We start from the raw sequence: 13,139 nt of genomic DNA on the forward strand, positions 1-13,139 counted from the left end.
TCGACCCTATGGACCTTACCCAGAAAACCTCACTGAGCAAGCTGAATCCCATCACGTGTCGGTTGCGGATGAATCGGTTGCCGTCGGCGTGTCCCCGACCGAATCGGACCGGCGCGGCCCGGAATAGTCGTCGCCGTACGCTCCGGGGGCCGGACGCCGCTTCTTCCGGGGTGCCTTCACCCCCGGCGCCATCCGCCGAGCGGTGACCAGGAACGCGGTGTGCCCCTGCATCCGGTGGCCGGGCCGTACGGCGAGCCCCTCGACGTGCCAGTCCCGGACCAGCGACTCCCAGGCCCGCGGCTCGGTGAACTCACCGTGCGCCCGCAGCGTTTCGACGACCCGGCTCAACTGGGTCGTGGTGGCGACGTAAGCGCAGAACACCCCGCCCGGCACCAGGGCACCCGCGGCGGCGTCAACGCACTCCCAGGGGGCCAGCATGTCCAGTACGACGCGATCGACGTCCGTCTCGTCCAGCGACTCCACCAGGTCCCCGACCTCGAGCCGCCAAGCCGGATGCTCCCCGCCGAAGAACCCGGTCACGTTCTTGCGGGCCACCTCGGCGAAGTCCTCGCGCCGTTCGTACGAGATGACCTCCCCGTGGATGCCGACGGCCCGCAGCAGCGCGGTGGTCAGCGCGCCCGACCCGGCACCCGCCTCGACCACCTTCGCGCCGGGGAAGATGTCGGCCATCGTGACGATCTGCGCGGTGTCCTTCGGGTAGATCACCGCGGCCCCCCGCGGCATCGACACCGAGTAGTCGGCCATCAACGGCCGCAGCGCCAGATACTCGACGTTCCCCGCCGACCGGATCACCACCGCGTCCGGCCCGTCGATCAGGTCGTCATGGGCGATCCCGCCCTTGGTCGTGTGGAAGATCTTCCCCCGCTCCAGGAACACAGAGTGCCGCCGCCCCTTCGGGTCCGACAACGTGATCCACTCCCCCGCCTGGAGCGGCCCGTGGTGGACCCCGGAGTACGACACATCAGGAAAGTCACGAAGATCAGACATAAGGCGCTCACCTTAACTGCCCACCACCCGTACCCAGGTACGCCGGTACGCCGCCCCCGGCTGACCCCGTCGGCACAGGTTCTGGACAGTCCACCGGCAAGGGTCCGGGCGGTTCCACCTCGCACCGGCCGATGGATTCCCGCGGCATCGGTTCGGGTGGTTGCGTCCCCGGGCTGCGTGATGGTGCTAGTCGGGCCGGTGTGCGTCAAGAGCGCTTCGCGTCCCTTCGGGATCGGAACAAGTTCCGACTCTTGACCCACCCCACCCCGACCAGGGAAGGACGCAGCTATCCCGGAGCCGCTGAGGGGTGTGGCGACAAGGGCCGGGGAGCACGTCTGGTGCCCAAAATGCGGGTCCGGGGCCGTCGGCAGGCCGTCGCTGGCGGGTTGTTCGGCCGCTGGCACCCTACTGGCCGCCAGCCGGCGAACATCCCGCCAGTGGACCCCGAAACGAGTCAGAAGCGGCCGAACAACCGGCCAGCCGGCTGACAACCTGCCAGTGGTCGAACAACCCGGCGGCGCCACCCCCCGAATCGGCACGGCCACCACCCACCATGGCGAAACCCAGCCCCGGAAGCCCCTTGTGTACCGAAGGACAGGAAGTAGTCGCCGCACACGCCACCCCGACGGGCCGCCCACGCCTGGAACCTCCGCGACCACCCCAGCACTACCTGTCGGTCGGTACACCCCACCCCGACAACACCACCCCGGACCGGCTCACACCTCCGTCGCCCGGTACACCCCACCCCCCGAAAACACCACCCCGACCCGGCTCACACCCCTCCGCGGGATCCGCGTAGCTGCGTCCTTCCCTGGTCGGGATGGGGTGGGTCAAGAGTCGAAACTTGTTTCGATCCCGAAGGGACGCCGAAGGCGCTCTTGACGCACCCCATCCCGACTAGCACCATCACGCAGCGGAGACCGCGAACCACCCCCACCCATGCCCGGGGAACCCACCCGCACGCCACGCCCGGCGAACCACCCGCACCCATGCCCGACGAACCACCCGCACCTGATGTTCACCCACTACCCCGCGCGGCGTACCGACGTACCGGCGGTACCGGGTCAGCGGGCGCGGAAGGCCTCTTCCACGTCGGCGGTGGCGAGGACGCCGTACACGGCGCCGTTGGCGTCGAGGACGAGGTATTCGGTGGCGGGGTTCTTGCGGAGGGTGGCGAGGATTTCTTCGCCGGTGTCGTTGACGCCGATGATGTGGCCGGCGCCGATGCGGGTGGCTACTTCGCCGACTGTGGTCCAGGGGCGCTGGTTCGGGGCGATCGCGTTGACCGCGGACTCCGAGACGAGCGCATGCGGCTTGTCGTCGCCGTCGATGACCACTACGGCACCCGCTTGCGCCCCGGCGGCCAGGCGGACCGCTTCCGACACCGGAGTATTGGCGTGTACGGCGATCGCGCGGCGGGCGAGGGTGCGGACCTGGAGGGCGGGGAGCTTGCGCCGGAGCCGGGCCTGCATGAGCGAGGCCGTCGAGCCCATCCAGAGGAAGAAGCCGACCGCCAGGGCGATCACGAAGTCGATGATGGTCGGCGGCCGGTCGAACAACTCTTGCAGGATCACTGGGGCCGCCAGTACCGCGATGGCGATCAGGCGGCCTGCCCACGCGGCCGCGATCGTCCCGGTGTGCATGTTGCCGGTCAGCTTCCAGACGAACGCCCGCAGTACCCAACCACCGTCCAGCGGCAGCCCCGGGAGCAGGTTGGTGACGCCAACGATGAGGTTGGCCACGGCGAGTTCGAACAGCGCGACGTATGCGACGCCTTCGTCAGCTGCGCGCGCACCGAGGTACGCGAGGCCGCCGACGAGCAGGGAGGCCAGCGGGCCGACCACCGACACGACGAACTCCTCGAAGGGGCTCTTGCGCTCCCCCTCGATGTGCGTGCCGGCCGCGAAGAAGCCGAGGTTGATCTCCGACACCTGGATGTTGAACTTCAGCGCCGCCAGCGCATGCGCGAGTTCGTGCAGCAGGATCGACACGGTGAACGCGATCACGAAGGCGAACGACGCCACGTAGCGCCAGTTGCCCAGGTCGGGGAACTGCTGCCCGATGATGCTGGAGAAGCCCAGAGCCAGCAGTACTGCGACCGGCAGCCAGGTGTACCGCATGGTGAGCCGGATCCCCTTGACACGGCCGAGCACCCAGGTGCCGGGTGGTGCGCCGGCAGGCTGGGCGGGACTCTGGGGATCACGCGGCTCGGACATCGAGGTAACGCTACTGGTCCCTAGGTAACACCGTGCTACACACCCACGGTGAGGCGAGCCGCATAGCCCTCCTGCACGCTGCCGCTCATGCTCGCCAACTGGTGTATCCCGCCGTCGTCGCCGAAGACGTTGTCATTCTGCAGCGACGTCCTGGACAGGTTCTGGGTGCTCCCGTCGTACCCGGAAGTCGCGTAGACCGCCTTGCAGGCCTCCTCCGGCAGGGCCAGCTGGGAGGTCGCACTGATCTTCCCTGCGGCCGTGGCCTCCGACAGCGAGGCGTAGACCTCGAAGTGGATGTGGGGCCACCTGCCGGAGTACGCCGCGGGGAAGACCGTGGTGAAGGTGACCTTGCCGTTGGCATCGGCCGCCTGGACGCCGCGCAGGTAGTTCTCGTCGGTGATCTCAGTGTCGTAGAGCGAGTACCTGCCCTGGGCATCGCAGTGCCACAGGTAGACGGCAGCACCCGCCAGTGCGGTGTCCTTGTCCGCATCCAGTACTACGAGCTCGACCGTGAGCGGGACTCCTTCGGCAACGCCTGAGGAGGATCCGAAGCTCTTGGTGATGTCGCTGCGGACGATGCCGGACTCGGTCAGCACGTTCGGGCCGTTCGACCCGTCTCCTGGGAACGGGCCGGCTGTCTCGGACGGGATCTCGTCGACGTCTCCCGTCGAGGTCGTGGCGCTCGGCGTACCGGCCGACGTCGTACCGCTGCTGGACGGGCTGCTGCTGGAGGGGCTCGTGGAGCCGCCGGAGGTGGAGTCGTCGGTCGCGCAGCCGGCCATCGCCGCAAAGCCGACGCCTGCCAGCAGTCGCAGCACGTTCCGCCGGCGGAGCGTGCCCAGGTCGTGTACGAGGCCCAGGTCGTGTTCGTGCGGGGGTGTCATGGTCGGTCTCCTTGGTCGGCTGTGACTCCAGAGTGCCGACCGAGGCCGATGGTTTGCCGAAAGTCCGCTGGGAGTTCCCTGTGAGCCGATTCAACCCGTAGCCGGGCGGTTCTGGGCCGGTTGTGAGGTGGTTGTCCACAGCCTGGTGCGGCGTGCGCGCGCAGTGTCGGTGGTCTCGCCTAGCCTTTCGGGCATGAGCGTTGCAGCAGCAGTCGATGTGCACGGCCACCCGCGCGGAGCCCTGTCCCCGTCTCGGGCGGCGGATTTCATGTCCTGCCCGCTCAAGTACCGGTTCCGGGTGATCGACCGGCTGCCGGAGAAACCGTCTTCCGCCGCCGTGCGCGGCACGGTGGTGCACGGCGTTCTCGAGCGCCTCTTCGACCTGCCGGCCGGCCAGCGCACCCTCGAGCACGCAGCCGAGATGCTCGAGCCGCAGTGGCAGCAGGTGCTCGCCGCCGAGCCCGAGGTCGCCGAGTTGTTCGCCGAGGACGCGGACGGTGCCGAGCTGGCCAAGTGGCTGGCCGAAGCCCATCAGCTGCTCGGCAAGTACTTCACCCTGGAGGACCCGAACGCGCTGGAGCCCGCCGAGCGCGAACTGTACGTCGAGACCGAGCTCGAGTCGGGTCTCACGCTCCGGGGGTACGTCGATCGCCTGGACGTGGCTCCGACGGGCGAGATCCGGGTGGTCGACTACAAGACCGGCCGGTCGCCGTCAGAGTTCTTCGAAGCGAAGGCGCTCTTCCAGATGAAGTTCTACGCGCTCGTGCTGTGGCGGCTGCGCGGGGTGGTCCCGGCGATGCTCCAGCTGGTGTACCTGGGCAATGGCGAGATCGTCCGCTATATCCCGGACGAGGCCGACCTGCTTGCCTGCGAGCGCAAGGTCGGCGCATTGTGGAACGCGATCACCCGGGCGCTGGAGTCGGGCGACTGGCGGCCGAGCCCGGGACCGCTGTGCGACTGGTGCGACCACAAGGCGATCTGCCCAGCCTGGGGTGGCACTCCCCCGCCGCTGCCGGTGCGCTCCGTCGAGGAGGTTGCCCAGGAATCCGCCGGCGTAGACCTCGTCGGAGTCGATGGCTGAGGAGCGATATGACGGGCGTTAGCAGTTGGCTGAGGTACTGGTCACACCCGGTCGATGCCTGGGTGTGTCACCGGACTCGGATACCGTCCACACTATGAGCCATCCGCATCCCGAACTCGGTCAACCGCCCAGACTCCCCGACAACGCACTCCGCGTGGTCGCTCTCGGCGGCCTCGGCGAGATCGGCCGCAACATGACCGTGTTCGAACATCGCGGCCGGTTGCTCGTGGTGGACTGCGGCGTGCTGTTCCCCGAGGAGCACCAGCCCGGCGTCGACGTGATCCTGCCCGACTTCGGCTGGATCCGGGACCGGCTGGACAAGATCGACGCGATCGTCCTCACGCACGGCCACGAGGACCACATCGGCGGCGTGCCCTACCTGCTGAAGGAGCGCTCCGACATCCCCGTGGTCGGCTCCAGGCTCACCCTGGCGTTCCTGACCGCGAAGCTCAAGGAGCACCGGATCAAGCCCGTGACCGTGGAGGTCAAGGAGGGCGACCGGCGCAAGCTCGGGCCGTTCGAGTGCGACTTCCTGGCCGTCAACCACTCCATCCCGGACGGCCTCGCGGTCGCGATCCGGACGAAGGCCGGCGTAGTACTGCACACCGGCGACTTCAAGATGGACCAGTTCCCGCTGGACCGCCGGCTCACCGACCTGCGCGGCTTCGCCAAGCTCGGTGAGGAGGGCGTGGATCTGTTCATGACGGATTCCACGAACGCCGACGTACCGGGCTTCACCACCGCCGAGAAGGATCTCGGTCCGGCGATCGACACCGTTTTCCGGACAGCGCCCGGCCGGATCATCGTGTCCAGCTTCGCCAGCCACGTGCACCGGATCCAGCAGGTTCTGGACGCCGCGAAGGCGGGTGGCCGCAAGGTCGCGTTCGTGGGGCGCTCGATGGTCCGCAACATGGGCATCGCCGGCGATCTCGGGTATCTGAAGATTCCGAAGGGTCTGATCGTCGACCTGAAGGAGCTGGAGAAGCTGCCCGACCGCAAGGTCACGCTGATCTGCACCGGATCGCAGGGTGAGCCGATGGCCGCGCTCTCCCGGATGGCGAACCGCGACCACATGATCCGGATCGGCGAGGGCGACACCGTGCTGATGGCCAGCTCGCTGATCCCCGGCAACGAGAACGCGATCTACGCGGTGATCAACGGCCTGATCCGCTGGGGTGCGAACGTCATCCACAAGGGCAACGCGAAGGTGCATGTCTCCGGGCACGCGAGCGCGGGCGAGCTGGTCTACTGCTACAACCTGGTCGAGCCGCGCAACGTGATGCCGATCCACGGCGAGTTCCGCCACCTGAAGGCGAACGCCGAGCTTGCCACCCGCACCGGCGTACCGGCTGACCGGGTGATCATCGCCGAGGACGGCGTGGTGGTCGACCTGGACCGCGGCCGCGCGAGGATCGTCGGCAAGGTCGAGGCGGGCTACGTGTACGTCGACGCGATGACGGTCGGCGGGGTCACCGAGGCGTCGCTGAAGGACCGCCGTGCGCTGGCGGAGGAGGGCGTCGTCACCGTCGTCCTGCTCGTCGACGCCAACACGGGCCGCCTGGCCGAGCCGCCGGACTTCCTGGCCCGCGGCTTCGTCCACGACGACACCACCTTCAAAGAGGTCATCCCCGTCATCGAGGAAACCCTCGCGAAGGCAGCCTCCGAAGGCATCGGCGAGGCCAACGCCCTGGAGGAACTGGTAGGCCGCTCCGTAGGCAACTGGACCTACCGCCACTGGCGCCGTCGCCCGGTAGTAATCCCGGTCGTCATCGACGCCTGATCGACTACCCCGCTGGACCAGACAGCCCCAGACACCCACCGCGCGCGGTCAACCGAACACTCCAACCACTGCTGCGAGCTCGCTCGCGTGCTCAGCCAGGCACCCGCTGCAGGTACCAAGACCAGCGCAGCTACTCCCATTGGCACGCCGGCGGCATCCAGATCGTCGTTCGGGCCACGAGTGGCGGTTTCGTCGATCCAGCAGCCCGGCTGGCGGCCTGTCCGACGGCTAGCGGCTTGCACAAGGCGCCAGCCGTCGAACAACCGGCCATCGGACACCCCGCTGGCCGCCGTGGAGCCGTGGCGGCTCGGATGGTGCACAAGGTGCCGGTTTCGGGGAGTTCCCGCTGCCCCGGGGTAGAGACCCGGACTCTGGGCAGCGCCAGCTCCCCGAGAGGCGCGTAGTGGGTTGGAGGGCTGGGTGGGCCTGGGGGCGGTTAGCGTTCGGGGTATGAGTGTGGAGGTTGTCGAGAGGGTGGTGGCGGTTCGGACTGTGGGGGTGGGGAAGCGGTACGGGGGCGGGGAGACCCGGATTGATGCGCTGGATGACGTGAGTGTGGACTTCGGGCGGGGGCGGTTCACCGCGATCATGGGGCCTTCGGGGTCCGGGAAGTCGACCTTGTTGCATTGTCTGGCGGGGCTTGATCGGCCGTCGGCTGGGCAGGTCTGGTTGGGGGATGTCGAGCTGACCCGGCTGGACGAGAAAGCGTTGACGCATCTGCGCAGGGATCGGATCGGGTTCGTGTTCCAGGCGTTCAACCTGGTGCCGACGCTCACCGCGCTCGAGAACATCACGCTCCCGCTCGACCTCGCCAACCGGAAGCCCGACCGGGAATGGCTCGACAAGGTGATCACCACCATCGGTCTCGGGGATCGGCTCAACCACAAGCCGTCCGAGCTCTCCGGCGGTCAGCAGCAGCGGGTCGCCTGTGCCCGGGCGCTCGTATCCCGGCCCGACGTGGTGTTCGCGGACGAGCCGACCGGCAACCTCGACTCACGTTCGTCGGCCGATGTGCTCGGCTTCCTGCACCGCTCGGTGCGCGAGTTCGGGCAGACCGTGGTGATGGTGACCCACGATCCCACCGCCGCGGCGTACGCCGACCGGGTGCTCTTCCTCGCCGACGGCCGTCTGGAGGCCGAGCTGCTCGACCCGACCGCGGAGTCGGTCCTCGACCTGATGAAGCAGCTCGACGCGCACGAGGCGGGCTGATGCTCAAGCTCGGCCTGCGGTCGGTGCTCGCGCACAGGCTCCGCTTCGTCCTGTGCACGGTGGCCGTGATGCTGGGCATCGGTTTCGTCTCCGGCGCGATGATCTTCACCGACACCCTGTCGACCGCGCTCAAGAAGAACTTCGCCGGCAGCACAGCCGACATCACCGTCACCCCGGTCTCGGCGCTGTCGGACGACACCGGTACTTCGAGCGCCCGCCCGGCGACCCTCTCGTCGGACCTCGCGAACCAGATCGCCGGGGTCCCCGGCGTCGCCGGAACCGACCCGCAGCTCCTCACCACCGGCCCGCAGATCCTCGGCTCCGACAGCAAACCCACCGACACGTACGGCCTCCCGACGTACGGCGCCGGCTGGCCGCACGATCCGCGCACCTCCCCCTTCAAGCTGATCGACGGCAAGGCGCCATGGGGCGAGGGCCAGCTCGGCCTCGACCAGTCCACCGCTCAGCGCGAGGGGTACGAGCTCGGCGACAAGGTCAAGGTGGTCACCCCCGCTAAGGCCGTGACCGGGACCCTCACCGCGATCACCACCCCAGTACTCGCCGGCGTCGCGGCAGGCGCCCCGCTCGTCACCTTCGACCCGGCCACCGGCCAACGACTCCTGCTCGGCGGACCAGGCTGGACCTCCATCGGTGTCGCGGTTCAGCCCGGGCAGGACTCGGCCGCCGTCACGAAGGCGATCGAGGCTGTCGCCGGCAAGGACGCGACCGTGCGTACCGCCGCGCAGGTCTCGGCCGACGGCAAGAACGCCCTGGACGACACCTTCGGCGGCTTCAGCACGGTGCTGCTGATGTTTGCGGGCCTCGCGCTCTTCGTCGGCGCGTTCCTGATCGTCAACACGTTCGCGATGCTCGTCGCCCAGCGCTCCCGCGAGCTCGCCATGCTCCGTGCGATCGGCGCCTCCCGCGGCCAGGTGACCGGGACCGTCCTCGCCGAGGGACTCGTGCTCGGCGCCATCGGTTCCACCCTCGGTCTGTTGCTCGGCGGAGGCGTCGCTGCGGGGCTCCAGTTCTTCTATCAGCGACTCGACCTGGCGATCCCCACCGCGGTGCTGCAGATCAGCCCGGCCACGATCATCGCCTGCTATCTCCTCGGCATCGGCATCACGCTCGCCGCCGCGTCCCCGGCCGCCCGCCGCGCCGGGAAGCTCCCACCCGTCGCCGCCATGCGCGACGACGCGATGCTGCCCGAGCGCTCGATCCTGGTCCGCGTCACCATCGGTGCGTTCATGCTGCTGATGGCAGCCACCGTCTACGCGATCGCGGTCAACCTCAAAGGCCTGCCGGCCGCAGTACTGCTCGGCCTCGGTGCGGCGATCACCCTGCTGGGCGTCGTGATGACGAGCCCCCTGATCAGCCGGTACGCCGTACGCGGGCTGATGTCGCCGTTCGGGCGCAAAGCGCCGGTGACCCTCGGCCGGCGGAACGCCGAGCGCAACCCGCGGCGTACGTCGGCCACCGCGTCAGCACTGATGATCTCGCTCGCCCTGGTCAGCGGCCTGGTCGTGATCGCGTCGTCCGCGAAGGCGTCCGTCGACAAGGGCATCACCGACGCCATCGGTACTTCGGACCTGGTGGTCACCAGCGACGGCGGCAACCCGTTCAGCGGGCAGGTCCGTGACCGGATCGCCGAGGTGCCCGGCATCACCTCGGTGCACCGGGTCCGTCAGATGGCCGGCAAGGTCGGCGACACCTCGGTGCGGGTGTCCGGAGTCGACGAGGGCACGCTCGACGGGCCGATCACCGCGCAGGTCGAGGCGGGCATGGTCAACGGCCTGCAACCAGGCCAGGCGATCGTCCCGCGCAACCTGGCCAGGACCCTCGACCTCTCCGTCGGCAAGGCCTTCCAGCTGATCACCACGACCGGCACTCACCGGCTGACCGTGGCCGGCGTGATCGCGCCGAACCGGCAACTCAACGCGATCGCGCTCTCCCTGCCCGGCTACACCGCGATCGGCGGTGCGGCCACCGACACGACCCTCTACGTCGAGGTTGCCGACGGCACCAGTCTTGCCACCGTGCTGCCGACGGTGGTCGCCAAGCTGCAGGACTACCCCGCCGTCCAGGTCCGCGACCAGCAGGCGTACGCGAAAGGTGAGCGTGGACCGATCAACGCGATCCTCGGCGTGGTCGGCATGCTGCTGGCGCTGGCGATCCTGATCGCCGTGCTCGGCATCGTGAACACCCTCGCGCTCGGCGTGGTCGAGCGGACCCGGGAGATCGGCCTGCTCCGCGCGATCGGGATGGATCGCCCGCAGTTGCGGCGGATGCTCCAGATCGAGTCGATCGCGATCGCGCTCCTCGGCGCCCTGCTGGGCCTGGTGATCGGGGTGCTCTTCGGCGCCTCGATCCAGCAGGTGATGGCGGAGGACGGACTGGCCGTGCTGGACATCCCGGTGCTGCAGCTGGGGATCGCCGTACTGGTCGCGGCAGCGGTCGGCGTACTGGCTGCAGTGTGGCCGTCACGCCGTGCAGCAAGGCTCGACGTACTGCGGGCGATCGCCACCGAGTGAACCGCAGCCAGGACAGGAATTCGCGGGTAGCCTGCCGGTGTGCCGGGCAGCGTGCAGTCCATCGAGCGGGCGGCCGCTGTGCTGCGACTGCTCGCGGCGGCGCCGAACGGGCTCGGTGTGGCCGATCTCGGCAACGCGCTCGGCCTGGCCAAGCCGACCGTGCACGGCATCCTCAAGACCCTGCACCAGGTCGGGTTCGTCGAGCAGGACCACACCGGCGCGCACTACCGGCTCAGTGACGCCTTCGGCCGCCTCGGCGAGAGCTACCTGGACCCGAACGAGCTTCGCAGCCGCGCCATCAACTGGGCCGACTCCCTGGCCTCCCGAAGCGGCGAGGTGGTCCGGGTCGGCCGCCTGGTCGAGGGCAAGGTCGTCGTCGTTCACCACGTCTTCCGCCCCGACGACAGCGACCAGGACCTCGACGTCGGTACGACGCTGCCGCCGCACGCGTGCGCCCTCGGCAAGGCCGTGCTCGCCTTCGACGCGAGCGGAGCCGCGCGGCCCGGCAGGCTCGACTCGTACACGACCCGGACGATCGTCGACCCGGCCCGGCTGGCCGAGGAACTGATGGCGGTCCGGGCGAAGGGCTGGGCCGGCGAGTTCGAGGAGCACACCGTGGAGCTGGCCGGGATCGCCGCGCCGATCCGCGGTCTCGGCGGCCTGGTGGTCGGAGCGGTCGGGCTGACCGGCCGGATCGAACGCATCTGCGACAGCCGGCTGCGGCACCGCAGCGACCTGGTCACCATGGTCCGCGCCACCGCCGAGGCCATCGGCCGCGATCTGCGGGAAGAGCGCTGATGCAGCGGCGCGTCCGCGCCTCGGTGGGTGCGCGGACGGCCGTCTGGGGCCTACCGTGCGAAGTACTGCCGGTACCACGGGTGCTGTCGGGCAAGGGGGGTTCGGATGGCTGAGCAGTACGTCGCGGCGGTGGACCAGGGAACGAACTCGACCCGGTGCATCCTCTTCGACCGGCGCGGGCGGCTGGTGTCGGTCGCCCAGCGCGAGCACCGGCAACTCTTCCCGCGGCCCGGCTGGGTCGAGCACGACGCCGCCGAGATCTGGCGCAACGTCACCCGGGTGGTGCCCGCGGCGATCCGCCAGATCGCCGCCGAGCCGCCCCAGATCGTTGCCATCGGCATCACCAACCAGCGGGAGACCAGCCTGCTCTGGGACCGCCGGACCGGTCAGCCGGTCGGCCACGCCGTGGTCTGGCAGGACACCCGGACCGACCGGCTGATCACCGAACTGGCCGGCGACGAGGGCGCCGACCGATTCGCGGATCTGTGCGGGCTGCCGCTGACGACGTACTTCTCCGCACCGCGGCTGCGCTGGATGCTCGACCACACGCCCGGGTTGCGCGCTCGCGCGGAGCGGGGCGAGGTGCTGTTCGGGACGATGGAGAGCTGGCTGATCTGGAACTTCACGGGTGGTCCGCAGGGCGGCCTGCACGTGACGGACGTGACGAACGCCAGCCGGACGATGCTGATGAACATCGAGACCCTGGAGTGGGACGACCGCCTGCTCGCCGCCTTCGACGTACCGCGGTCGGTGCTGCCGGAGATCCGCCCGTCGTCCGGCGTATTCGCGACGGCCACGGAGGTGCTGCCCGGAGTACGGATCGGTGCGGCGCTCGGGGATCAGCAGGCCGCGCTGTTCGGGCAGACGTGTTTCAGTCCCGGCGAGGCCAAGTGCACGTATGGCACCGGGTCGTTCCTGCTGCTGCACACCGGTAAGGAGATCGTCCGATCGACCCACGGGATGCTCACCACTGTGGCGTACCAGATCGGCTCCGAGCCCGCGGCGTACGCGCTGGAAGGGTCGATGGCGGTCACCGGCTCGCTGGTGCAGTGGTTCCGGGACGGGCTCGGGCTGATCCACACGGCGGCGGAGATCGAGACGCTCGCGCGGACGGTCGAGGACAACGGCGGCGCCTACATCGTGCCCGCGTTCTCCGGGCTGTTCGCGCCGCACTGGCGGAGCGAGGCGCGTGGCGTGATCGCGGGGCTGACCGGCTACATCACCAAGGGACACCTGGCCCGGGCGGTGCTCGAGGCGACCGGGTTCCAGACCCTCGAGGTGGTCAACGCGATGAACGCGGACTCCGGGATCGCGCTGACCGCGTTGAAAGTCGACGGCGGGATGACGGCGAACAACCTGCTGATGCAGTTCCTGGCCGACCTGCTCGACGTACCGGTGGTCCGGCCGATGGTGACGGAGACGGTCTCACTCGGCGCCGCGTACGCCGCTGGGCTGGCGGTCGGCTATTGGCCCGATCTCGAGGGGCTCCGGAGCAACTGGCACCGGGCCGGCCAGTGGCTCCCTCACATGGATCCGGATCGCCGGGCAACGGAGTACGCGAACTGGCAGGCCGCCGTCCAGCGCACCTTCGGCTGGATCCGGCCCGACCAGGCGGGCTCGGATCAATAGCCG

9 protein-coding genes are annotated in these 13,139 nt (G+C 69.3%); 6 read left to right on the plus strand and 3 right to left on the minus strand.

All coding sequences use genetic code 11. The features are described 5' to 3' along the window. Window positions 1-51: 51 nt before the first annotated feature. The 3 genes from EV644_RS25785 to EV644_RS25795 form a co-directional block, all read right to left on the minus strand. Complete coding sequence (locus EV644_RS25785) at window positions 52-1,008, minus strand: tRNA (adenine-N1)-methyltransferase (protein WP_132191299.1); 957 nt, start codon at window positions 1,006-1,008, stop codon at window positions 52-54. A 1,064-nt stretch (window positions 1,009-2,072) separates the two neighbouring features. Then, complete coding sequence (locus tag EV644_RS25790) at window positions 2,073-3,224, minus strand: site-2 protease family protein (RefSeq protein ID WP_241998754.1); 1,152 nt, start codon at window positions 3,222-3,224, stop codon at window positions 2,073-2,075. 35 nt (window positions 3,225-3,259) lie between these two features. Then, entirely contained in the window at window positions 3,260-4,108 is an 849-nt protein-coding gene (locus EV644_RS25795; RefSeq protein ID WP_132191300.1) for an intradiol ring-cleavage dioxygenase, read from the minus strand. 193 nt (window positions 4,109-4,301) lie between these two features. Here EV644_RS25795 and EV644_RS25800 point away from each other — a divergent pair, with 193 nt between their 5' ends. The 6 genes from EV644_RS25800 (at window position 4,302) to glpK (ending at window position 13,136) form a co-directional block, all read left to right on the plus strand. Beyond that, window positions 4,302-5,189, plus strand: a complete 888-nt coding sequence (locus EV644_RS25800; RefSeq protein WP_132191301.1) for a RecB family exonuclease — start codon at window positions 4,302-4,304, stop codon at window positions 5,187-5,189. 94 nt (window positions 5,190-5,283) lie between these two features. Beyond that, on the plus strand, window positions 5,284-6,969 hold the full coding sequence (locus EV644_RS25805) for a ribonuclease J (RefSeq protein WP_132191302.1): 1,686 nt from the start codon (window positions 5,284-5,286) through the stop codon (window positions 6,967-6,969). Between the two features lie 450 nt (window positions 6,970-7,419). Next, window positions 7,420-8,178 carry an ABC transporter ATP-binding protein gene (locus EV644_RS25810; protein ID WP_132191303.1) on the plus strand — a complete coding sequence of 253 codons (759 nt, stop codon included), beginning with the start codon at window positions 7,420-7,422 and terminating at the stop codon, window positions 8,176-8,178. Then, window positions 8,178-10,709 (plus strand): ABC transporter permease, encoded by a 2,532-nt coding sequence (locus tag EV644_RS25815; RefSeq protein WP_132191304.1) that lies wholly within the window; start codon window positions 8,178-8,180, stop codon window positions 10,707-10,709. Before EV644_RS25810 ends, EV644_RS25815 begins: the two co-directional genes overlap by 1 nt. 39 nt (window positions 10,710-10,748) lie before the next feature. Continuing rightward, window positions 10,749-11,507: an IclR family transcriptional regulator gene (locus EV644_RS25820; protein ID WP_132191305.1), complete on the plus strand. Its 759-nt coding sequence runs from the start codon at window positions 10,749-10,751 to the stop codon at window positions 11,505-11,507. A gap of 105 nt (window positions 11,508-11,612) precedes the next feature. After that, the gene (gene glpK / locus EV644_RS25825) at window positions 11,613-13,136 is read left to right on the plus strand and encodes a glycerol kinase GlpK (protein WP_132191306.1); all 1,524 of its coding nucleotides are present in this window, start codon (window positions 11,613-11,615) and stop codon (window positions 13,134-13,136) included. The last annotated feature ends 3 nt before the right edge of the window (window positions 13,137-13,139 follow it).

The sequence above is a fragment of the Kribbella orskensis genome (assembly GCF_004342085.1).
GTDB lineage: Bacteria > Actinomycetota > Actinomycetes > Propionibacteriales > Kribbellaceae > Kribbella > Kribbella orskensis.

Excerpts from the sequence above, each read along its gene's own strand:
- EV644_RS25805 (WP_132191302.1), top strand. The coding sequence starts at position 5,284 with ATGAGCCATCCGCATCCCGAACTCGGTCAACCGCCCAGACTCCCCGAC.
- glpK (WP_132191306.1), top strand. The coding sequence starts at position 11,613 with ATGGCTGAGCAGTACGTCGCGGCGGTGGACCAGGGAACGAACTCGACC.
- EV644_RS25815 (WP_132191304.1), top strand. The coding sequence starts at position 8,178 with ATGCTCAAGCTCGGCCTGCGGTCGGTGCTCGCGCACAGGCTCCGCTTC.
- EV644_RS25785 (WP_132191299.1), bottom strand. The coding sequence starts at position 1,008 with ATGTCTGATCTTCGTGACTTTCCTGATGTGTCGTACTCCGGGGTCCAC.
- EV644_RS25810 (WP_132191303.1), top strand. The coding sequence starts at position 7,420 with ATGAGTGTGGAGGTTGTCGAGAGGGTGGTGGCGGTTCGGACTGTGGGG.
- EV644_RS25790 (WP_241998754.1), bottom strand. The coding sequence starts at position 3,224 with ATGTCCGAGCCGCGTGATCCCCAGAGTCCCGCCCAGCCTGCCGGCGCA.
- EV644_RS25795 (WP_132191300.1), bottom strand. The coding sequence starts at position 4,108 with ATGACACCCCCGCACGAACACGACCTGGGCCTCGTACACGACCTGGGC.
- EV644_RS25800 (WP_132191301.1), top strand. The coding sequence starts at position 4,302 with ATGAGCGTTGCAGCAGCAGTCGATGTGCACGGCCACCCGCGCGGAGCC.